Source organism: Nocardiopsis sp. L17-MgMaSL7 (genome assembly GCF_003182025.1).
GTDB classification, from domain to species: domain Bacteria; phylum Actinomycetota; class Actinomycetes; order Streptosporangiales; family Streptosporangiaceae; genus Nocardiopsis; species Nocardiopsis prasina.
The window spans coordinates 262,796-284,001 of sequence record NZ_QGTF01000001.1 but is presented as its reverse complement, the minus strand read 5'-3'; the positions used below and the strand labels follow the sequence as shown (position 1 = coordinate 284,001).

The following is a 21,206-nucleotide window of genomic DNA, read 5'->3' as shown; positions in this document are numbered from 1 at the left end:
CGGCGAGTTGGTAGACAACCAACAACCCCCAGGTGGCAATGCCACCAACCCCACGAAACCTGACAGGGGCCGTTATGAAAACCCAACATCCTCCCTCCGGCACCCTTCTCCGGCGGACGGCGGCGTCCGGCAGCGCGCTCCTCCTTCTCGGAGGCCTCACGGTGGCCCCGGCGGCCGCCGAGGAGGCGAGCGGCAACACCCTCACCGTCGCCATCGCCCAGCAGGTCGACTCCTTCAACCCCTTCACCGCGCAGCTCGCGGTCACCACGAACATCCTCCGGCACGTTTACGACAGCCTCACCACGGTGAACCCGGAGACCGGCGAGCCCGAGCCCTCGCTCGCGGAGAGCTGGGAGACCTCCGACGACGGCCTCACCTGGACGTTCAACCTCCGTGACGACGCCCTCTTCAGCGACGGCGAGCAGCTCACCGCCGACGACGTGGCGTGGACGTTCACCACGATGATGGAGAACGACGCCGCCGCCGTCGCCAACGGCAACTACGTCTCCGGGTTCGAGGACGTCACGGCCGAGGACGACACGACCGTCGTCATCGAGTTGGACGAACCGCAGGCCACCATGGAGTCCCTGCGCGTGCCGATCGTCCCCCGACACGTCTGGGAGCCGATCATCGAGGAGGAGGGCGACGCCTTCTCCGACTACACCGCCGACGACCTCCCCACCGTCGGCAGCGGCCCCTTCGTCCTCACCGAGCACTCGCGCGGCGAGCACATCCGCCTCCAAGCGAACCCCGATCACTGGCGCGGCGCCCCCGGTTTCGACGAGCTGTACTTCCGCTACTACTCGGAGAAGGACGCCGCCGTCGAGGCCCTGCGCAGCGGCGAGGTCTCCTTCGTCTACGAGCTCACCGACGCCCAGATCACCTCCCTGGAGACGCTGGACAACGTCGCCGTCAACGTCGCCGACGGCAAGCGGTTCCAGGCCTTCACCATCAACCCCGGCGCCGTCACCCAGGACGGCGAGGAGTTCGGTGACGGACACCCGGCGCTGGAGGACCGCACCCTGCGCCAGGCCATCGTCATGGGCATCGACAACGAGGAGATCGTCCAGCAGGGCGCCAACGGCCAGGCCGTCGCCGCGGGCGGCTACGTCCCGCCCCGCTACACGGACTTCCACTGGGCCCCCGAGGGCGACGAGGCCATCCTCGACTTCGACCCGGACGCCGCCAACGCGATGCTCGACGAGGCCGGGTACGAGAGGGGCGACGACGGCGTGCGGGTCTCGCCCGACGGCGACCGCCTCGAACTGCGCATGCACGTCCACGCCGACCGCCCGGACAACGTCCAGGCCGGGCAGGTCATCGACGAGCGCCTCGCCGACATCGGCATCGAGATCGACAACCAGACCGTCGACCCGGGCATCCTGAGCGACGCCCTCTACGACGCCGAGTACGACCTCATCTTCACCGGGTGGACGGTCAACCCCGACCCCGACTACGTGTTCAGCATCCACACCTGCGACGCGCTGCCCACCGAACCGGGCACCATGCAGGGCGACGCGTACTTCTGTGACGAGGAGTACGACGAGCTCTACGCCGCGCAGCTGGCCGAGTACGACCGCGAGGCCCGCGCCGAGATCATCCACCAGCTCCAGGAGGTCCTGTACCGGGAGGCCGTGGTCAACGTCCTGGCCTACCCGAACATCATGGAGGCCTACCGGACCGACCACATCGCCAGCCTCCAGTTGGAGCCCGCCGAGGGCGGCAACATCTGGGGCCAGGACGGCTACTGGGCCTGGTGGTCGGCCGAGCCCGCGGAGGGCGCGTCCGGCGGCGGCTCCGGGCCGTCCACCGGGGTGCTCATCGGCATCGGTGCCGGCGTGCTGGTGCTGGTGGTCGCGGGTGCCTTCGTCTTCTTCCGACGACGCTCCACCGTGGAGGACCGCGAGTGACGACAACGCCCACCGAGGCGGACGAACCGACCGGGGCGGGGACCACCGACGTCCCCGCCCCGGCGGGCCCCACGGGGTTGGGCCGAGCGGCCCCCGTGGCCACCTACGTGCTCGGCCGCCTGACCACCGCCGTGGTCTCCCTGTTCGCCGTGATCGTCGCCGGGTTCTTCCTCTTCCGGATCCTGCCCGGCGACCCCGTCCGCGCCATGACCGAGGGCCGCGAGGTCTCGGCCGAACAGCGTGAGGAGCTGCGTCGCCAGTTCGGCCTCGACCAGCCGCTCTGGCAGCAGTTCCTCGACTACGCGGCCGGTCTGGTGCGGCTCGACCTCGGGATCTCCTTCCAGTACCGCGAGCCGGTGGTCGACCTCATCCTCGAACGCCTGGGCCCGACGATCCTGCTCGCCGGGACCGGCACGGTCATCGCCGCGCTCCTCGGCCTCTTCCTCGGCGCCCGCGCCGGGTGGCGGCCGGGTGGACGCGGGGACCGGATCAACACGGCGGTCGCGCTGTTCTTCTGGTCGGTGCCCACGTTCTGGCTCGGCCTGCTGCTGATCGTGCTGCTCGCCTCGGGGCGCGGGTTCATGCCCGGCCTGTTCCCGACCGGCGGCATGGTCTCGCCCAGTGCCACCGGACCGGTGGAGACCGCGCTGAGCACCGCCCGGCACATGGTGCTGCCGGTCCTGACCATGGTCGCGGTGATCTACGCGCAGTACCTCATGATCATGCGTTCCTCACTGATGGACGAGAAGGGCGCCGACTACCTGGTCACGGCCCGCGCCAAGGGACTGCGCGACGCCCTCGTGCGCCGCAGGCACGCCGTGCCCAACGCGCTCCTGCCCACAGTGACGCTCATCTTCCTGAACCTCGGGCAGGTCGTCTCCGGGGTCATCCTCGTGGAGACGGTCTTCTCCTGGCCCGGACTCGGCCAGCTCTTCTACTCCGGTCTGCGCGTGCCCGACCTCGGCCTCGTCCAGGGGCTGTTCGTGGTGTTCGCGGCCTCGGTGATCCTCATGAACCTGCTGGCCGACCTGGTGTATCCGCTGCTCGACCCGAGGGTGCGCCCATGAACTCACCCACCGGACCCGCCCCGGCCGCCCCGGCGGCGCCGCCGGACCCCGCGCTCTCCAGCCGCGCGCTGGCCCGCAGACGCCGCCGTGAGGCCCTGGTCGGCTTCGCCCGCGAGTACGCCCGCAACCGGGCCGGTCTCCTCGGCCTGGGCCTGCTGCTCGCCATCGGTCTGCTCGCCGTGACGGCCCCGCTGTTCATCGACCAGACCCACCTGACCATCACCGGCGCCCCGGGCGAGTCCCACGAGCCGCCGAGCTGGCAGTTCCCCCTGGGGACCGACAACTTCGGCCGCTCGATCCTGGACCTGGTGATCTGGGGCGCGCGGGTCTCGTTGACGGTCGGCCTGCTGGCCACCTTCGTGTCGGTCACCCTCGGCACCCTCGTGGGAGTCACCGCCGGGCACTTCGGTTCCTCCGGCGGCGTCGGCGGCCGGATCGTGTCCACGGTGCTCATGCGGGTCACGGACTGGTTCCTGGTCCTGCCCACCCTGGTCCTGGCGGTGGCGCTGGCCGCCGTCCTGCCGCGCGGCACCGGCACCATCATCATCGCGATCGGCCTCACCGTCTGGCCGCCCACCGCACGCCTGGTGCGCGCCCAGACCCTCGCCGTGGAGGCCCGCCCGTTCGTGGAGCGCGCCCGCGCCCTGGGCGGCGGCCACGCCCACGTGATGGGCTGGCACGTGCTGCCGAACGTCATGCCGGTCGTGCTCGCGCAGACCACGCTGCTGGTGGCCACCTCCATCATCGCGGAGTCCACCCTGGCCTTCCTGGGCATGGGCGACCCCACCACCATCTCCTGGGGCGGCATCCTGGAGGCGGCCCGCACCGCCGGGGCGATCAGCGCCGGTATCTGGTGGTACATCGTCCCGCCCGGCCTGGCCATCGCCGTGGTCGCGCTCTCCTTCACCCTGTGCGGGCGCGCGGTCGAGTCCGTCATCAATCCACGGCTCAAGGGGCAGAGTTGACCAGCCTTCTCGACGTCAGCGACCTGCGCGTCACGTACTCCGGCAGCGCTGGGGACGTCCCCGCCGTCCGCGGGGTCGACCTGTCCCTGGACCCCGGGGACACCCTCGGGGTGGCGGGGGAGTCCGGCAGCGGCAAGTCCACGGTGGCCCTGGCACTGCTGCGCCTGCTGCCCGCCAGCGCGAAGGTCACCGGACGCATCCTGCTGGAGGGCGAGGACGTCCTCCAGATGAAGTGGGGCCGCCTGCGCGCCGTGCGCTGGGTGGGAGCGTCCGTGGTGTTCCAGGGCGCCATGCACTCGCTCAACCCGGTGAAGCGGATCGGGGACCAGATCGCCGAGCCCCTGCTCATCCACGAACTGGTCGGTCCGGCCCGGGTGGACGCGCGCGTGTCCGAGCTCCTGGAACAGGTGGGGCTGCCCGCTTCGCGTCGGCGCGACTACCCCCACCAGCTCTCCGGCGGTCAGCGCCAGCGGGTGATGATCGCGATGGCGCTGGCGTGCGAGCCGCGCCTGATCATCGCGGACGAGGCCACCACCGCACTGGACGTGATGATCCAGGCGCAGATCCTGGCCCTGCTGGGGCGGCTGGTGCGCGAGACCGGGATCGGCATGCTGATGATCAGCCACGACCTGTCCGTCCTGGCGGCCACCTGCGACCGGGTCGCGGTCATGTACTCCGGGCGGATCGTCGAACACGGTCCCGCGCGGGAGGTCGTGCACGAACCCGCGCACCCCTACGCGAGCGCGCTCAGCGCGGCCTTCCCGAAGATCGGTGACCCGGGCTCGCGCCTGGCGCCCCGGGGACTGCCCGGAGACCCGCCGGACCCCGCAGACCCGCCCTCGGGCTGTGTGTTCCGGCCGCGCTGCGCGGTCGCCGAGACGGTGTGCGCCACCGTGGACCCGCCGCTGTGGCCGGTCCGCCCCGACCGCGACGGCCACGCGGACCGGTACGCCGCGTGCGTGCACGTGGGCACGGGCCCGGGGTCGCTCGGCCACGGAGGCGCGGCGAGCGGCTCCGGTGGCATGAGCGGACCGGGCGGCGCGAGTGACGAGAGCGGGACCGCCAACACAGAGGAGACGAGCCGTTGAGCGCCGACACTGACTCACGACAGCCCTCCTCCCGGTCCGGGCCGAAGCAGGTGACGGGGCCCATCCTGCGGGCCGACGACGTGAGGGTGGCCTTCGCCGCCGGGTTCGCCCCGGGCGGCGGCCGGGGTACCGCCCGCGCCGTGGACGGGGTCAACCTGGACGTGGCGGCGGGGGAGATCGTCGCCCTCGTGGGGGAGTCCGGCTGTGGCAAGACCACCCTGGCCCGGGCCCTGCTCGGGCTGGAGCGGCCCACGGGCGGCCGGGTCCTGTTCGAGGGGGCGCCACTGGGCTACCGCTCGCGCGACCTGCGCACCTACCGGCGCCGGGTCCAGCTCGTGCAGCAGGACCCGATGGGGTCGCTCAACCCCCGCCGCACCGTCTACGAGTCGGTCGTGGAGGGGCTGCGCATCCACGAGGGAACCGCCGTCGATGAGACGGAGCGGGTCTCCCGGGCCCTGTCCCAGGCCGGTCTGCGCCCGCCCGAGCGGTTCTTCACCCGCTACCCGCACGAGCTCTCCGGTGGACAGCGCCAGCGCGTGGTGATCGCCGGGGCCCTGGTCCTGGACCCGGAGGTGCTGGTGGCCGACGAGCCGGTGGCGTCCCTGGACGCGTCGGTGCGCGGCGAGATCCTGCGGTTGCTGCTGGAACTGCGCGACGAACTGGGCCTGTCCGCGCTGGTGGCCACCCACGACCTCGGCCTGGCGTGGAACATCGCCGACAGGGTCGCCGTGATGTACCTCGGGCGCGTGGTGGAACTGGGCACCGTGGAGGAGGTCCTGTCCGCGCCCGCCCACCCGTACACACGGGCCCTGTTGTCGGTCCTGCCCGACTCCGGGATGGAGGAGGGCCCCGTGGTGCTCTCCGGCGAGCCGCCGGACCCCAAACAGGTTCCCGCTGGCTGCCGGTTCCACCCGCGCTGTCCGGTGCTGGCCTCAGGTGAGGCCGAGCGTGCCGGGGTGGCCGACCTGTGCACCACCGTGGACCCGGAGGTCCTGGGCGGCGGCGCCGAGCGCCGGGTGGCCTGCCACTGGGCGGCCGAGGACGCGACCGGCCGCCTGCGCGCGGACGGTCCGCCCGGACCCGTGACCGTGTAGGGCGTCCCGACCGGTGGGCACCACGTGGTCCGCATCCCGGTGGGCCGCGGGCGGCGCGTCCTCGCGCGGGGCGCCGACCGGCCCGTCGATCCCGGACGTCCGCCCTCGTCACCCACAACTGCTCTCCCGTCCCGTCCGGTGCGGGGCGGAGGAGGGGCCCGCGCCGGAACACTCCCGGTGCGGGCCCCGTTGGCACGGACATGCGGACCAACGAGCACCCCGAGCACCCCGAGGAACCCGTACCAGCGAAGCCGCCGGGACCGGCGCCAGCCCCGGAGCGCGTCCTCACCGAGCGCGACCTCTGGCACGGAACCGACCTCGATCTGGACGCCTACCTGGCGCGTCTGGGCCTGTCCGGGGAGCCGCCGCCCACCCTGGGCACCCTCACCGCCGTGCACCGCGCCCACCTGGCGGCGATTCCCTTCGAGAACCTCCAACTGCTCCTGGGCCGCCCGGTCCCGCTGGACGTCCCCTCGCTGACGGACAAGATGGTCCACCAGCGCCGGGGAGGCTACTGCTACGAACAGAACCTGTTGTTGGCAGCCGCCCTGGACCGGATCGGGTTCACGCTGACCGCCTTCACCGCCCGGGTCCTGGTGGGTGGTGACGGCCGTCCCCGGCCCTCCACCCACGCGCTCCTGCGGGTCCTGGTGGACGGTGAGCCCTGGCTGGCCGACGTCGGTTTCGGCGGCGGGGGCCTCGTGGAGCCCCTCCCGTTCGTGGACGGGCACCAGGTCTCGCAGGGCGGTTGGAACCTGCGGCTGGACCGGGTGTCGGAGATCGGCGACGAGGAGTGGCTGCTGCGCGGTTTCGCCGGCGGGCGGTGGCGGAACCTGTACCTGTTCGCCGCCGCGGGCGTACTCCCGCAGGACTACGCGGTGTACAGCCACTACCTCACCACCCACCCGCGGTCACCCTTCCGCAACCGTCTGATGGTCGCGCGGAGCGTTGGCGGGACCCGGTACGCGCTCAACGACACGACCCTGTCCGTGGAGAGGGTGGACGGCACCGGGGAGACACGGGAGTTGACTCCGGGAGAGATGGGAACGGTGTTGCACGAGGTGTTCGGCATCGCTCTTGACCAGGAGGAACGCCGGACCGTCGAAGGTCGTGTGCGGGAGTTCCTGGAGGCCTGACCCCAGCCCGCTTCATGTGATCGTCGTCACGTTTGACTGGCTCGCTGGTGCGGTCCCGTCGCGAAGCCCGACGCCAACCGGCGTGTCATTCACGGGGTGGCACGCCCGCCGCACGGGTTCGCGCCGGTTGCGATGATTTGGGGTGATCACACACGTTCGTGACCGTGTGTGTCTGGGCAGGACCTGTGGGGCGCGACCCGAGGGAGCAGCCCATGGCGCACATGACCACCGAAGACGTCCACGACTACATCAACGGTGTCTGCTTCAAGACCGGACCACCCGGAAAGGTCGGGGCCGAGACCGAATGGCTGGTCACCGACCCCGAGCACCCCACCGAACCCGTCACCATCGACCGCCTCGCGGAGCTCATGGAGGCCTGTGGCCCCCCGCCCGCGGGAAGCCGGATCACCTTCGAACCCGGCGGCCAGATCGAGCTCAGCTCGGCCGCCCTCCCGGGACCCGCACGCGCCCACGAGGCCCTGGCCCGGGACCTGGACCACATCCGCAAGACCCTCGCCGACGCCGGACTGCACCTGGCCGAGACCGCTCTCGACCCGGTACGGCCCCCCGTCCGCCAGCTCCGCCTGCCCCGCTACACGGCCATGGAGCGGTTCTTCACCAACCGGCGCGAGCCCAGCGGGCGCACCATGATGTGCAGCACCGCGTCGCTCCAGGTGTGCCTGGACACCGGGGCCGACGCCGCCGACGCACGCGCCCGCTGGGAACTCGTGCACCGGCTCGGACCCGTCCTGGTGGCGGCGTTCGCCAACTCCGCAGTGTGGCGCGGTCGGCCCACCGGCTGGAAGTCCACCCGCTGGGCCATCTGGGCGGCCACGGACGGCACCCGCACCCGACCGGCCCTGGAGTCCCACAGCCACCCGGACCCCGCCACCGCCTGGGCCGAGTACGCCCTCGCGGCCAACGTCCTGGCCGTGCCGGAGGTCCCCGGCGGGGGCGGGGAGTGGACGGCCGACCCGGGCATCACCCTGGCCGACTGGATCGCCGGGCGGGGAGCCCGCCCGATCACCCTCGCCGACCTGGAGTTCCACCTGTCCACGCTCTTCCCTCCCGTGCGCCCGCGCGGCTGGTGGGAACTGCGCATGATCGACGCCCTGCCGCTGCGCTGGTGGCCGGTCCCGGTGGCGCTCGCCGCCGCGCTGCTCGACGAACCCCGTGCCCGCGCCGTCGCGGAGGAGGCCACCGAACGGCTCTGCCGGGACCGCCTCCCCTCCCCGCAACTGTGGCGGCGCTCGGCCAGTCTCGGTCCGGCCGACCCCGAGATCGACGCCTGTGCGCGGGTGTGCTTCGACGCCGCCGTGGAGGCGTTGCCGAGGATGGGCGCTGGCGGACTCGCCCACCTGGTGGACGCGTACGCGGACCGGTACGTCCGACGCGGACAGTGCCCGGCGGACGCGGCGCTCGGGGAGCTGGTGCCCGAGCCGCGTGACGGCGCCGAGCACCCGGCGCACGGCCAGAACGGCGTCCGCGCCGCGCACAGGGGAGGTTCGTCATGAGCCACGAACAGGACCGCGCCAAGGAGCGCATCGCCGCCGAACTCGACCGGAGCAGGCGGCGCAGCAACGGGCTGACCCTGGACTCCCTGGACGACGAGGACCTGCTCACCCAGCACTCCCCGCTGATGTCACCGCTGGTCTGGGACCTGGCGCACATCGGCAACTACGAGGAGCAGTGGCTGCTCAGGGCCGCGGGGGGACGCGAGGCGCTGCGTCCCGACATCGACGGTCTGTACGACGCCTTCGAGAACCCCAGGGCCGACCGGGTCGCCCTGCCCCTGCTGCGCCCGGACGAGGCCCGTGCGTACAACGACCGGGTGCGCAGGGAGGTCCTGGACACCCTCGAATCGGTGAACCTGGAGACGGCGCCCGCCCCCCGGAACGCGGGGGAGCGGTCCCTGTTGGAGGCCGGTTTCGTGTTCCATATGGTGATCCAGCACGAGCACATGCACGACGAGACCATGCTCGCCACCCACCAGCTCCGCCGCGGCGCCCCCGTGTTGCTGGAGGAGGAGCCCGGGTTCGCGCTGTCGAGCCCGCCCCCGGCGGAGGAGGTCCTGGTCCCCGCCGGGCCCTTCACCATGGGCACGGACGACGACCCCTGGTCCTACGACAACGAGCGCTCCGCCCACACCGTGGACCTGGACGCCTACTGGATCGACACCGACCCTGTCACCAACGCCGCCTACCTGCGGTTCGTGGCTGACGGCGGCTACCGCGACCCGCGCTGGTGGACCGAGGAGGGGTGGGAGTGGTGCCAGCGGCGCGACGCCGAGGCGCCCGCGTTCTGGAGCCGAGACGGGGACGGCTGGTCCCGGCGCCGCTTCGGCCGGGTCGAGGAGGTGCCGCCGGACCAACCCGTCCAGCACGTGTCCTTCCACGAGGCCCAGGCCTACGCCCGCTGGGCGGGCAAACGTCTCCCCACCGAGGCCGAGTGGGAGAAGGCCGCCCGCTTCGACCCCGCCACCGGGCGCTCACTCCGCTTCCCTTGGGGCGACGCGGAACCCACCGGACACCACGCCAACCTCGGCCAGCGGACGCTCGGGCCGCACCCGGTCGGCAGCCACCCCGAGGGCACCTCACCGCTGGGGGTACGACAGCTGATCGGTGACGTGTGGGAGTGGACCTCCACGACGTTCCACGGCTACCCCGGGTTCTCCGCGTTCCCCTACCGCGAGTACTCGGAGGTCTTCTTCGACGACGGTTACAAGGTCCTGCGCGGGGGCTCCTGGGCCACCCACCCCACGGCGGTCCGCTCCACCTTCCGCAACTGGGACCACCCGATCCGGCGGCAGATCTTCAGCGGGTTCCGCTGCGCGCGCGACGCGGGCCGCGACTGATGTGCCGTCACCTCGCCTACCTGGGGCCGCCGCGTACCCTGCACGAACTCCTGTACGCGGCGCCCCACTCACTGCACGTGCAGTCCTGGGCCCCGCGACAGCAGCGCTACGGGACCGTCAACGCCGACGGGTTCGGAATCGGCTGGTACCCGGAGGGGATCGGGACCCCCGAGCCGCTCCGGTACCGGCGCGCCATGCCGATCTGGGGTGACTCCTCCTTCGCCGACGCCGCCCGGGCGATCAGGTCCGGGTGCGTGGTCGCCGCGGTCCGCGACGCCACCGTCGGGTTCGGGTCCGAGGAGTCCGGGGCCCAGCCCTTCCGCGCTGACCGCCTGCTGTTCAGCCACAACGGGGCGGCCCGGGACGACCAGGCGCTCCTGACCGGAATGGCGGCGCCCTTCCCGCTGGACGCCCTGGACGCCCGCGCGCCGGTGGACTCCGCCCCGCTCTTCGCGCACGCCGTGCGGGCCTGGCGGACCTCCGGCGACCTGACCGGCGCGCTCGCGTCGGCGGTGCACCGCGCCCGCGAACTCTCCGAGGGGCGGTACAACCTGCTGGCCAGCGACGGAGAGGCGATCGTCGGGACCACCGCGGGGGACACCCTGTACTCCCTGCGCCGGGACGAGGGGGTCTGGCTGGCCTCCGAGCCCTTCGACGACGGGCGCGGCTGGCGACAGGTCCCCGAGAACTCCGTGGTCGCGGCCACCCGCGAGGGCACCGACGTCCGGCCCCTCGGCTGAGCCCAGGTACGCACCCCACTGGTATCACCCGCCCCGGGTACATCCGTAAGGGACACAGGAGGCACCATGTTCCGGATTGACCGCAACCTGACCGCTGACGAGCTCGACAAGGCCCTGCGCACCGACGTCGCCGAGGGCCTCACCGCACGCCCCAAACAACTGCCGCCCAAGTGGTTCTACGACGAACGCGGCAGCGGGCTCTTCGAGGACATCACGCGGCTTCCGGAGTACTACCCGACCCGCGCCGAACGCTCCATCCTGGAGACGCACGCCGACGAGATCGCCGAGGCCTCGGGCGCCGTCGCCCTCATCGAGCTCGGCTCCGGGGCCGGGGTCAAGACCCGGCTCCTCCTGGACGCCATGCGACGCCAGGGCGAGCTGACCCGGTTCGTGCCCGTCGACGTCAGCGGGGAGTTCCTCGCCGCGTCCGCGCGCCCTGTCGCCGACGACTACCCCGGCCTGGACGTGCACGCGGTGGTGGGGGACTTCGAGCACCACCTGGGCCTCCTGCCGGTCAGCGAGAGCGGGCGCCAGCTCCTGGCGGTGCTCGGCTCCACCATCGGCAACCAGGAACCCGGCCCCCGCGACTCCTTCCTCCGCGACATCCACGACGTGCTGCACCGGGGCGACTCCCTGCTCCTCGGCGCCGACCTGGTCAAGGACCCCGCACGCCTGGTGGCCGCCTACGACGACTCCCAGGGGGTGACCGCCGCCTTCAACCGCAACGTGCTCTCGGTGATCAACCAGCGGCTGGGCGGCGACTTCGACCCCACCGCCTACGAGCACCTCGCGGTGTGGAACGCCGAGTGCGAGTGGATCGAGATGCGCCTGCGCGCCCGCTCCGCGCAGCGCGTGCGCGTCGCCGACCTCGACCTGGAGGTGAACTTCGCCGAGGGTGAGGAGATGCGCACGGAGATCTCCGCCAAGTTCCGCCGCGAGGGACTGGCCGCCGAACTCGACGCCGCGGGATTCGACCTCACCCACTGGTGGACCGATGCGCAGGGGGACTTCGCGCTCACCCTGGCCACCGTGCGCTGAGCGTCAGGAGCCCGCCAGGCCGCCGACCAGCGAGCCCACCGTGTAGGTCACCAGCATGGCGAACGACCCACCGAGCACGCACCGAAGCGCGGCGCGCAACGGCAGGGCGCCACCCATTCTCGCGCTGACCGCGCCCAGCAGACCCGTGGCCACCAGCACCGCGACCACCGTCACCGTCAGACGCCAGGCGTCCGGGCTCAGCAGCATGGCCAACAGCGGGATCATCGCACCCAACAGGAAGGAGAACATGCTCGCGAACGCGGCCTGCCAGGGGTTGGCCCGGTACCGGTTCAGCCCCAGCTCCACCTCCACGTGGGCGCTCAGGGCGTCGTGGTCGGTGAGCTCACGGGCGACCCTGCGGGACAGCTCCTCGCTGAGCCCGCGCTCCCGGTACATCCCCGCCAGCTCCTCCAGCTCGCCCTCGGGGTCGTCGGAGAGCTCCCGCCGCTCACGGGCGATCGCCGCCCTCTCGGTGTCCCGCTGCGTGCTGACCGAGACGTACTCGCCCGCCGCCATCGACAGGGCGCCCGCGAGGGTCCCGGCCACTCCCGCGACCAACAGGGTCTCCCGGTGCGGGGTGGCACCCGCCACGCCCACGACGAGACCCGCCGTGGAGACGATGCCGTCGTTGGCGCCGAGAACAGCCGCACGAAGCCCGTTCAACAGCGACCCCAGCCGCTTCTGCGAGCGTTCCGTGTTCTGCTCCATGGGGTCAGAGTGACACGTGTGACTAGCCCCGACCCGCCTCACCACGCCGGATTCCGCTACGCTCGTGCCGTGTTCAAGGTAGGAGTTTTCGGCGCCGATGGGCGCATGGGGTCAGAGGTCGTCAAGGCGGTTCAGGCCGCCGACGACATGGAACTCGTCGCGGGCGTGGACAGCGCCGACGACCGTGAAGCGGTGCTGGGGGCCGACTACGTCGTCGACTTCACGCACCCCGACGTGGTGATGGACAACCTCGCGTGGCTGATCGACCACGGGATCCACGCCGTCGTCGGGACCAGCGGCTTCGACGAGGCCCGCCTGGCGAAGGTGCGCGCCCTCCAGGAGGCCAAGCCGGGGGCGAAGGTGCTCATCGCGCCCAACTTCGGCATCGCGGCCGTCCTGATGATGCACTTCGCGAAGAAGGCCGCGCCCTACTTCGACTCCACGGAGATCATCGAGCTGCACCACCCGAACAAGGCCGACGCCCCCAGCGGCACCGCCTACCGGACCGCCGAGCTCGTCGCTGAGGCTCGCCGTGAGGCCGGGACCCAGCCGATGCCCGACGCCACCACCTCGGAGATCCCCGGGGCCCGTGGCGCGGACATCGAGGGCGTCCGCGTGCACGCCCTGCGCATCCAGGGCCTCATCGCCCACCAGGAAGTCGTGTTCGGCACCGACGGCGAGACCCTGAAGATCCGCCACGACTCGATGAACCGCACCTCGTTCATGCCCGGAGTCCTCCTCGGTATCCGCAGGACCGCGGAGCTTCCCGAGGCCCTCACCCTGGGCCTGGAGCCGATCCTGGGCCTGGACTAGCCATCTGACCAATGAGGGGGACCGCCACGAAGGCGGTCCCCCTCAGTCATGTCCCGTCCCCGCAGGGCGCACCGCCACCCACGTCGTCCTGTCCAACTACGTCGACGGACCATCCCCGCGTGCGCGGGGAGCACCGCACGTTCGGGGCGGTGTCCAGCTCCTGCGAGGGACCATCCCCGCGTGCGCGGGGAGCACACCACCCCGCCGATCGGCGAAGGCGTCGCCGGGGGACCACCCCCGCGTGCGCGGGGAGCACTGCGAGAGCGAGAAGGCCGTTGATCAGGGCCCGGGACCACCCCCGCGTGCGCGGGGAGCACCGACGAGGGCACTCTCACCATGGACACCGTCGTGGGACCACCCCCGCGTGCGCGGGGAGCACCAGACGAGCTTGCCACCTGGGTTGATGCACGCGGGACCACCCCCACGTGCGCGGGGAGCACTGGCGTCTGGCCGGTGGGTCCGGCGGGCCCTCGGGACCACCCCCGCGTGCGCGGGGAGCACCGACCATCAGCAGCGAGGGAACGGACTGACGGGGGACCACCCCCGCGTGCGCGGGGAGCACCGGGACGGATGAGACCTCATCCGCACCGGACGGGGACCACCCCCGCGTGCGCGGGGAGCACCGCGCCGCGAGCCGGTTGCAGGACGAGGCCACGGGACCACCCCCGTGTGCGCGGGGAGCACCTGAACTGCGATGTAAGGGCAAAGAGCTGCCTGGGACCATCCCCGCATGCGCGGGGAGCACCTGAGGACGCGCCCCGACCGCGCCATATCGCGGGGACCATCCCCGCATGCGCGGGGAGCACACTCTTTCACCTGGGAACTTACCGGTGGCAAGGGTCCATTTTTCCAACTTCCCGAGAAACGGACATTTCCACCTTCCTTGCGGCTACGCGCCTCGGCGGCAGGTGAGGAAGATCTGCACCTCGGGGTGGGCGCCGTCGGGGTTGTAGGAGACCACGCGCTCGTCCTCAATGATGAGCCCGGCCCGCTCCACGACCTCTCTCAGTTCGTCACGGGGGTAGCCGGACACCCGGATCTCGTTTCCCAGGAAGGAGATGGGCTGGTCGTCCAGGTCTGCCTCGACCATCGACAGGCACACCAGGCCGCCGGGCACCAGCGAGGCGCGCACGCGGCCCAGGGCCTGCGGGATTCGCTCCTTGGGCAGGCAGAGCAGCGAGAAGAACGCCACGATGGCGTCGTACGAGCACTCCACCGGGTCCAGGTCGACGATGTCGGCTCGGCGGAACCTCGCCTCGGGAACGTTTTGGCGGGCGAGCGCGATCATCTCCTCGGAGATCTCGAAGCCGGTCACCTGGGCTCCGGAGCTGACCAGCTGGCGGGCCGTGGGCAGGCCGGTCCCCGAGCCGAGGTCGAGGACCTGTGCGTTCGGTGGCAGCAGACTCAACAGCCGACGGACGCAGTCCTCCTGGCCTTCCTTGTTGGGAAAGGCCTCGTCGTAGCGTTCTCCGATCGTGTCGAACGCGTTCGCCTGGCGGGCGTTGCGTTCGGCCCAGGCCACCGGGTCAGGGGCGAGCTCAAGGGGATCGGTGGGGTGGTCGCTCGGCACGGTTCTCCAAGGGGGTACATAGGCGGGGCAGGCATCGTAACCGGAGCGGCGTCCGCGCTCAGGTCGGCCCAGGCAGGACGGCGTGTCCGTGTTCCAGGTAGACCAGACCTCCACCGTGGTCGTCCACCGAGACCGCCGCCCGCATGCGCCGGGCCGTCCCTTCGGCGAGGTAGTCGAAGAGCCGCTCGGGCGGAACCCACTCCCAGCCGGACAGTTCGTCGGGTGGAAGCCGGAAGTCGGTGTGCGGGACGTCCACCCGGAACAGCCACTGGTAGGCGGCCGTACGGGGTGGCCGGGGCGGCACCCAGTCCACCACCAGCGGGGCCCGCACGTGGGCGGTCACTCCCAGCTCCTCGGCGATCTCCCTGCGGCAGGCGGCCACCGGTGACTCCTCGGCCTCCATGATCCCGCCGGGAACGCCCCAGGGCCTCTCGGGGTCGTACACGCGCCGTACCAGGAGTACGTCGCCCGAGGCCGAACGGATGAGTCCGCCGGCCGCTCCCCGGGTCGCGGGCAGGTTCGCGAAGAAGTCCTCGTCGCTCTGGTCCACCCGACGACCCTAACCCGCCTAGCCCAGGGCGAGCGCCACCGAGAACAGCACGCCGAAGGCCATCTGGAGCTTCCCGGTCTCGCCCAGGCCCAGCACCAGGTCACGGCCGACCTGGCCGCCCAGGACCCGGCGCAGCGGGGGCACCGCGAGCGGCGCGGCCAGCAGGACCAGCGGCACCCACCAGGACACCGTGGTCAGCACGAGGGCGACCACGAAGGACGCCACGATCATCCCCGCGTAGAGGCGGCGGGTGCCGCTCTCGCCCAGGCGCACGGCCAGGGTGATCTTGCCGGTCTCCCGGTCCGTGGGGATGTCGCGCAGGTTGTTGATCACCAGCACCGCGCAGGAGAGCAGACCCACCGGCACCGACGCCACCCAGGCCTGCCAGGGCAGCGTCCCCATCTGCACGAACACCGTGCCCACCACGGCCACCACACCGAAGAACACGAACACGGAGACCTCGCCCAGGCCCCGGTATCCGTAGGGGGCGCGCCCGCCGGTGTAGTACCAGGCGGCGGCGATCGCGGCCGCGCCGATCAACAGCAGCCACCACGAACTGGTCGCCACCAGCACCAGGCCGACCACACCGGCGAACGCGAAGCTCCCCAGTGCGGCGGCCAGCACCTGATTCGGAGAGGCGAGGCCGCTCGCGGTCAACCGGGTGGGGCCGGTGCGCTCCTCGGTGTCGGTCCCCTTGACCCCGTCGCTGTAGTCGTTGGCGAAGTTCACGCCCACCTGGAGCGCCATGGACACCACCAGGGCGAGCAGGGCCTTCCACCACACGAACCCGCCCAGGGAGAAGGCCAGCGCGGTGCCGACCGCCACCGGGACGATCGAGTTCGGAAGCGTGCGGGGGCGTAGCCCCGAGACCCATTCACTGACCGTGGCCACGCGCCGGTCCTCCAGATTCGAGACGGTGACACGCCGAGGGGCGCGCCGGACAACTACCCAACGGTAGTGCCTGGCCGCCGCGCCGCCGAACTACTCGGAGACGGTCGCGTGCAGCCGCACCATCGGAAGCAGCCGACCCATGTCGATCTCCCGCCTGGCCCCGTCCGCTCGCCACCCCGAGGCCTCGAAGAACGTCCGCAGCGCGTTCTCCTCCTCCGGGACCCACACGTGCACGGTGCCGAACCCGCCCTCCACCAGGTGGTCCACGCACGCGTTCACCAGGCGGCTGCCGTGCCCCTGCCGCACCCTCTCCGGGTCCACGTGCAGGGCGAACACCTCCGCGTCCTTGGCGGGCCACAGGTCCGGGTCCCCGGCCGGGCCGAACGCCGCGAACCCGACCACCGTGCGCACCCCGCCGTCCTCGTCGGTCGCCACCACCAGCCGGTGCCTGGAGGTGGGCGGAGACTCCAGCGCCGCCGTCCACTGCTCACGGAAGCTCTCCCGAGCCTGCGCACCCGAGAGCTCCTCGGCCACCTCGGCGGGCAACAGCTCCCCGTACACGGACCGCCACGACGCGACCTGGAGGTCGACCACCCTCTCCACATCGGCGGCACGGGCGGGACGGACGAACTGCGCACTGGACACGAGGGGGCCTCTCGGTTGGATCCGGACCGACGTGCGCGGGTGTGCGACACGCCGGACGAAAAGATCACCCACGCCGGAGTTTCCGGACCTTGCACCGGCATGGGAACATCTACGTTGTGAGCCTCATTATCAGAGTTATCGCGAACGCGCTGGCCCTTTGGGCCGCTGTCCTCCTTGTCGACGGGATCGACGTCACGGCGCAGGACACCGTCGGTCAGGTCGTCGTCTACCTCGTGGTCGGCGCCATCTTCGGCGTGGTCAACGCGGTCATCAAACCGATCGTCAAAACGGTCGGCTGCCTGTTCTACGCCCTGACCCTGGGTCTGATCGGGCTGGTGGTGAACGCGCTGCTGTTCATGCTCACCGCGTGGATCGCCGGGCTGTTCAACGTCCCCTTCCACGTGGACGGGTTCTGGCCCGCCTTCTGGGGAGCCATCGTCGTCACCATCGTGAGCTGGGTGGTCAGCATGTTCCTGCCCGACGGCAAGGACGACTGAGACACGCCCGAAACGACCCCCGCGCACCGTCTTCCGACCACGGTGATCCCGGGCCCCGTCCGAGTGACGCGGGCCCGGTGCGGGTAGGTTCACACTTCCGGGCACCGGTCGAGCGCGTAGGCTCCAGGTGACCTGGTCGGTCACGACCGGGACGGTCCCTCACCTCAACCCACGAGGACGGGGCCCGAACCGGACACGCTCCAGCGCACTCCCACGTGCGAAGGACACACAGACTTTCCCGCTTCCGGTGGCCCGCGTTCACCGGTCGCGGCGACGGACGCTCAGCGCCGTCTTCACCCGTAGCACGGAGGAAAGCACCCGGCTCGGGACACGCACCTGTTTCACGCACATGGAGAGGAGGAAGGGCAACCCAGGGCCCCGATGCCTTCCGGCGGGGGCCCGAGAGCCTTTCAGACACGATGGTGGAACCCAAGAACCGCCCGTTCGGCAAGATGTTGACCGCGATGGTCACCCCGATGCTCGAAGACGGGGAACTCGACTACGACGGCGCCGCCCGACTCGCCACCTACCTGGTGGACGAGCAGCACAACGACGGCCTGGTCATCAGCGGCACGACCGGTGAGTCGCCCACGACCAGCGACGACGAGAAGGACCGCCTGCTGCGCTCGGTGGTCGAGGCCGTCGGCGACCGCGCCCAGATCATCGCGGGCGTCGGCACCAACGACACCCGCCACAGCGTCAAGCTGGCGAGGGCCGCCGAGAAGGCGGGCGCGCACGGCCTGCTGGCGGTCACGCCCTACTACAACAAGCCCCCGCAGGAGGGGCTGATCCGGCACTTCACCGAGATCGCCGACACCACCGACCTGCCGGTCATGCTCTACGACATCCCGCACCGCACCGGGACGCCGATCGCCTCCGAGACCCTGGTCCGGCTGGCCGAGCACCCGCGCATCGTCGCGAACAAGGACGCCAAGGACAACGTCGGCGCCAGCTCCTGGGTCATGGAGCGCACCGACCTGGCCTACTACTGCGGCACCGACATCCTGAACCTGCCGCTGCTGTCCGTCGGCGCGGCCGGTTTCGTGAGCGTCGTCGGCCACATCGTCGGCAGCGACCTCAAGGACATGATCGACGCGTTCGAGGAGGGCGAGGTCGGCCAGGCGCTGGCCATCCACCGCCGCCTCACCCCGGTCTACACCGGCATGTTCCGCACCCAGGGTGTCATCACGACCAAGGCGATCCTGAACCTCTTCGGGCTCCCCTCCGGTCCGGTCCGCACACCGCTCGCCGACGCGTCCTCCGAGCTCCAGGCCCTGCTGCGCGAGGACCTGGCCGCTGCCGGGGTCAAGGGCCCCATCGGGCTCGCCCCGCACCAGGCCGTGCCCGCCAGCGCCGTGCGCGTCGAACGTCTGACGGAGGGTTCCGTATGAGTCACCCGCACCCCGAACTCGGCCCGCCCCCGCCCCAGGGCAAGGGCGTCCTCCGCATCGTCCCGCTCGGCGGGCTCGGTGAGATCGGCCGCAACATGACGGTCTTCGAGTACGACGGCCGTCTGCTCATCGTCGACTGCGGCGTGCTCTTCCCCGAGGAGGAGCAGCCCGGCGTCGACCTGATCCTGCCGGACTTCGACTACATCCGGGACCGTCTCGACGACATCGAGGCGATCGTGCTCACCCACGGGCACGAGGACCACATCGGCGGTGTGCCGTTCCTGCTCCGCGAGCGGGCCGACATCCCGATCGTCGGTTCCAAGCTCACCCTGGCGCTGATCAGCGCCAAGCTCGGCGAGCACCGGATCAAGCCGGAGACCGTCCTGGTGGAGGAGGGGGAGCGACACGACTTCGGCCCCTTCGACCTGGAGTTCTTCGCGGTCAACCACTCGATCCCGGACGCGCTCGCCGTGGGCATCCGCACGCCCGGCGGCACGGTACTGCACACGGGCGACTTCAAGATGGACCAGCTGCCGCTGGACAGCCGCCTCACCGACCTGGCCGGGTTCGCCCGGTTCGGTGACGAGGGCGTGGACATCCTGCTGTCGGACTCCACCAACGCGGAGCAGCCCGGGTTCGTCGTCAACGAGCGCAACCTGACCGAGGCCATCGACAAGGTGTTCCGGCAGGCCAAGAAGCGCATCGTCGTGGCCTGCTTCGCCTCGCACGTGCACCGTGTCCAGCAGGTCATCGACTCCGCGACCGCGCACGGCCGCAAGATCGCGTTCGTGGGCCGCTCCATGGTCCGCAACATGAACATCGCGCGCGACCTCGGCTACCTGAGCATCCCCGGCGACACCATCGTCGACGTCAAGCAGCTCGACAAGATGCCCGCCGACGAGGTCGTGCTGATCTGCACCGGCTCCCAGGGCGAGCCCATGGCGGCGCTGAGCCGGATGGCCAGCCGGGACCACCAGATCCGCATCGAGGAGGGCGACACCATCCTGCTCGCCTCGTCGCTGATCCCCGGCAACGAGAACTCGGTCAACCGGGTCATCAACGGCCTCACCCGCTGGGGCGCCAAGGTCGTGCACAAGGGCAACGCGCTCGTGCACGTGTCCGGCCACGCCTCCGCCGGTGAGCTGCTCTACGTGCTCAACATGGTGCGTCCGCGCAACTTCATGCCGGTGCACGGCGAGTGGCGGCACATGCGTGCGCACGCCGACCTGGCCAAGCTCACGGGTGTGCCGAGCGACCGCATCGTCATCGCCGAGGACGGCGTGGTGGTGGACGTGTACAAGAACCGCGCGAAGATCGTCGGCGCGGTGCAGGCCGGATACGTCTACGTGGACGGCTCCTCGGTCGGCGACGTCACCGACGCCGCCCTCAAGGACCGGCGCATCCTCGGCGAGGAGGGCTTCATCTCCGTCGTCGTCGCGGTGGACTCCAACTCCGGGAAGATCCTCGGTGACCCCGAGATCCACACCCGGGGCGCCGGCATGGGCGCCGAGGCCTACGACGACGTCATCGACAAGATCCAGGACGCTCTCGACAAGGCGGCCTCCGACGGGGTCAACGACCCGCACCAGCTACGGCAGCTCATCCGCCGCAGCACCGGGCGCTGGGTCAACGAGACCTACCGTCGTCGCCCCATGATCATCCCCGTCCTGGTCGAGGTCTGACCGTAGGGGAAGCAGGGACACGGCCCGGGAACGTACGCGTTCCCGGGCCGTTTCCTTGTGCATCTCCGCTTCGGGCCCAGGCGCGAGCCCTGCACTATGCCTCGGCCATCCCGTCTGAACGCCTTCGCCACTAGGGGGGTGCTTTCGTTCGGGCGCCGCCAGGGTTCTGCAGGAGGAGTCAAGCCGTCAGCGAGGAACGAGCCAGGCGTGGACGACGATGAAGAATCCCTGGCTTTCTGGGCGCCTGAACACGCGTCGAAGCGGAGCGGAGATGCAAAGGGATACATCCCGTCTGAACACCTTCGCCACTAGGGGGGTGCTTTTGTTCGGGCGCTGCCAGGGTTGTGCTGGAGGAGTTAAGCCGCCAGCGAGGAACGAGCCAGGCGTGGACGACGATGAAGAATCCCTGGCTTTCTGGGCGCCTGAACACGCATCGAAGCGGAGCGGAGATGCAAAGAGACACAGCGGAGGCCCCAAGGAAACAGGGAACACGCCGTGCCTCCTGCGTGCTCCGGGTTGGACGGCTTAGTAGGCTTCCCGCCGTGCCGGGCAGCTGTGCCCGCCCCT

The 21,206-nt window shown here is 71.2% G+C and carries 19 protein-coding genes and 1 CRISPR repeat array; of the genes, 14 read left to right on the top strand and 5 right to left on the bottom strand.

What is annotated here, in order from left to right:
- Positions 1–74: 74 nt before the first annotated feature.
- From BDW27_RS01220 to egtD, 10 genes are all read left to right on the top strand, one after another.
- Positions 75–1,910: an ABC transporter substrate-binding protein gene (locus tag BDW27_RS01220; RefSeq protein ID WP_110047863.1), complete on the top strand. Its 1,836-nt coding sequence runs from the start codon at positions 75–77 to the stop codon at positions 1,908–1,910.
- Complete coding sequence (locus BDW27_RS01215; RefSeq protein ID WP_017546380.1) at positions 1,907–2,977, top strand: ABC transporter permease; 1,071 nt, start codon at positions 1,907–1,909, stop codon at positions 2,975–2,977. The genes BDW27_RS01220 and BDW27_RS01215 overlap by 4 nt, the downstream gene beginning before the upstream one ends.
- Positions 2,974–3,942 carry an ABC transporter permease gene (locus BDW27_RS01210; RefSeq protein WP_017546379.1) on the top strand — a complete coding sequence of 323 codons (969 nt, stop codon included), beginning with the start codon at positions 2,974–2,976 and terminating at the stop codon, positions 3,940–3,942. The genes BDW27_RS01215 and BDW27_RS01210 overlap by 4 nt, the downstream gene beginning before the upstream one ends.
- Positions 3,939–5,030: an ABC transporter ATP-binding protein gene (locus BDW27_RS01205; RefSeq protein ID WP_110047862.1), complete on the top strand. Its 1,092-nt coding sequence runs from the start codon at positions 3,939–3,941 to the stop codon at positions 5,028–5,030. The genes BDW27_RS01210 and BDW27_RS01205 overlap by 4 nt, the downstream gene beginning before the upstream one ends.
- Positions 5,027–6,124, top strand: a complete 1,098-nt coding sequence (locus BDW27_RS01200) for an ABC transporter ATP-binding protein (RefSeq protein WP_110047861.1) — start codon at positions 5,027–5,029, stop codon at positions 6,122–6,124. The genes BDW27_RS01205 and BDW27_RS01200 overlap by 4 nt, the downstream gene beginning before the upstream one ends.
- Positions 6,125–6,324: 200 nt before the next feature.
- Positions 6,325–7,260, top strand: coding sequence for an arylamine N-acetyltransferase (locus BDW27_RS01195; protein ID WP_110047860.1), 936 nt, complete (start codon positions 6,325–6,327; stop codon positions 7,258–7,260).
- Positions 7,261–7,472: 212 nt separating this feature from the next.
- Positions 7,473–8,774: an ergothioneine biosynthesis glutamate--cysteine ligase EgtA gene (egtA, locus tag BDW27_RS01190; protein ID WP_110047859.1), complete on the top strand. Its 1,302-nt coding sequence runs from the start codon at positions 7,473–7,475 to the stop codon at positions 8,772–8,774.
- Positions 8,771–10,114 (top strand): ergothioneine biosynthesis protein EgtB, encoded by a 1,344-nt coding sequence (egtB, locus tag BDW27_RS01185; protein WP_110047858.1) that lies wholly within the window; start codon positions 8,771–8,773, stop codon positions 10,112–10,114. The genes egtA and egtB overlap by 4 nt, the downstream gene beginning before the upstream one ends.
- The gene (gene egtC / locus BDW27_RS01180) at positions 10,114–10,854 is read left to right on the top strand and encodes an ergothioneine biosynthesis protein EgtC (RefSeq protein WP_110047857.1); all 741 of its coding nucleotides are present in this window, start codon (positions 10,114–10,116) and stop codon (positions 10,852–10,854) included. Before egtB ends, egtC begins: the two co-directional genes overlap by 1 nt.
- Before the next feature lie 66 nt (positions 10,855–10,920).
- Positions 10,921–11,892: an L-histidine N(alpha)-methyltransferase gene (gene egtD, locus BDW27_RS01175; RefSeq protein WP_110047856.1), complete on the top strand. Its 972-nt coding sequence runs from the start codon at positions 10,921–10,923 to the stop codon at positions 11,890–11,892.
- A gap of 3 nt (positions 11,893–11,895) precedes the next feature.
- On the opposite strand, the gene BDW27_RS01170 is transcribed toward egtD, so the two are convergent.
- Positions 11,896–12,600 carry a VIT family protein gene (locus BDW27_RS01170; RefSeq protein ID WP_017546371.1) on the bottom strand — a complete coding sequence of 235 codons (705 nt, stop codon included), beginning with the start codon at positions 12,598–12,600 and terminating at the stop codon, positions 11,896–11,898.
- Between the two features lie 69 nt (positions 12,601–12,669).
- On the opposite strand from BDW27_RS01170, the gene dapB reads away from it, so the two are divergent.
- A complete protein-coding gene (dapB, locus tag BDW27_RS01165; RefSeq protein WP_110047855.1) occupies positions 12,670–13,413 on the top strand; it encodes a 4-hydroxy-tetrahydrodipicolinate reductase in 744 nt (247 codons plus the stop codon).
- Between the two features lie 105 nt (positions 13,414–13,518).
- Positions 13,519–14,219: a CRISPR direct-repeat array (repeat unit 21 nt; unit sequence CCCCGCGTGCGCGGGGAGCAC).
- Between the two features lie 83 nt (positions 14,220–14,302).
- Here dapB and BDW27_RS01160 read toward each other — a convergent pair.
- The 4 genes from BDW27_RS01160 to BDW27_RS01145 form a co-directional block, all read right to left on the bottom strand.
- Positions 14,303–14,983, bottom strand: a complete 681-nt coding sequence (locus tag BDW27_RS01160) for a class I SAM-dependent methyltransferase (protein ID WP_110047854.1) — start codon at positions 14,981–14,983, stop codon at positions 14,303–14,305.
- Positions 14,984–15,041: 58 nt separating this feature from the next.
- Positions 15,042–15,533 (bottom strand): NUDIX hydrolase, encoded by a 492-nt coding sequence (locus BDW27_RS01155; RefSeq protein ID WP_110047853.1) that lies wholly within the window; start codon positions 15,531–15,533, stop codon positions 15,042–15,044.
- 18 nt (positions 15,534–15,551) lie between these two features.
- Positions 15,552–16,424, bottom strand: coding sequence for a 1,4-dihydroxy-2-naphthoate polyprenyltransferase (locus BDW27_RS01150; protein ID WP_110047852.1), 873 nt, complete (start codon positions 16,422–16,424; stop codon positions 15,552–15,554).
- Between the two features lie 90 nt (positions 16,425–16,514).
- A complete protein-coding gene (locus BDW27_RS01145) occupies positions 16,515–17,069 on the bottom strand; it encodes a GNAT family N-acetyltransferase (protein WP_017546366.1) in 555 nt (184 codons plus the stop codon).
- 116 nt (positions 17,070–17,185) lie between these two features.
- On the opposite strand from BDW27_RS01145, the gene BDW27_RS01140 reads away from it, so the two are divergent.
- The 3 genes from BDW27_RS01140 to BDW27_RS01130 all read left to right on the top strand — a co-directional run bounded on the left by BDW27_RS01140 (position 17,186) and on the right by BDW27_RS01130 (position 20,639).
- The gene (locus BDW27_RS01140; protein ID WP_017546365.1) at positions 17,186–17,566 is read left to right on the top strand and encodes a phage holin family protein; all 381 of its coding nucleotides are present in this window, start codon (positions 17,186–17,188) and stop codon (positions 17,564–17,566) included.
- Positions 17,567–17,985: 419 nt separating this feature from the next.
- A complete protein-coding gene (gene dapA / locus BDW27_RS01135) occupies positions 17,986–18,957 on the top strand; it encodes a 4-hydroxy-tetrahydrodipicolinate synthase (protein ID WP_017546364.1) in 972 nt (323 codons plus the stop codon).
- Positions 18,954–20,639 (top strand): ribonuclease J, encoded by a 1,686-nt coding sequence (locus BDW27_RS01130; protein WP_017546363.1) that lies wholly within the window; start codon positions 18,954–18,956, stop codon positions 20,637–20,639. Before dapA ends, BDW27_RS01130 begins: the two co-directional genes overlap by 4 nt.
- The last annotated feature ends 567 nt before the right edge of the window (positions 20,640–21,206 follow it).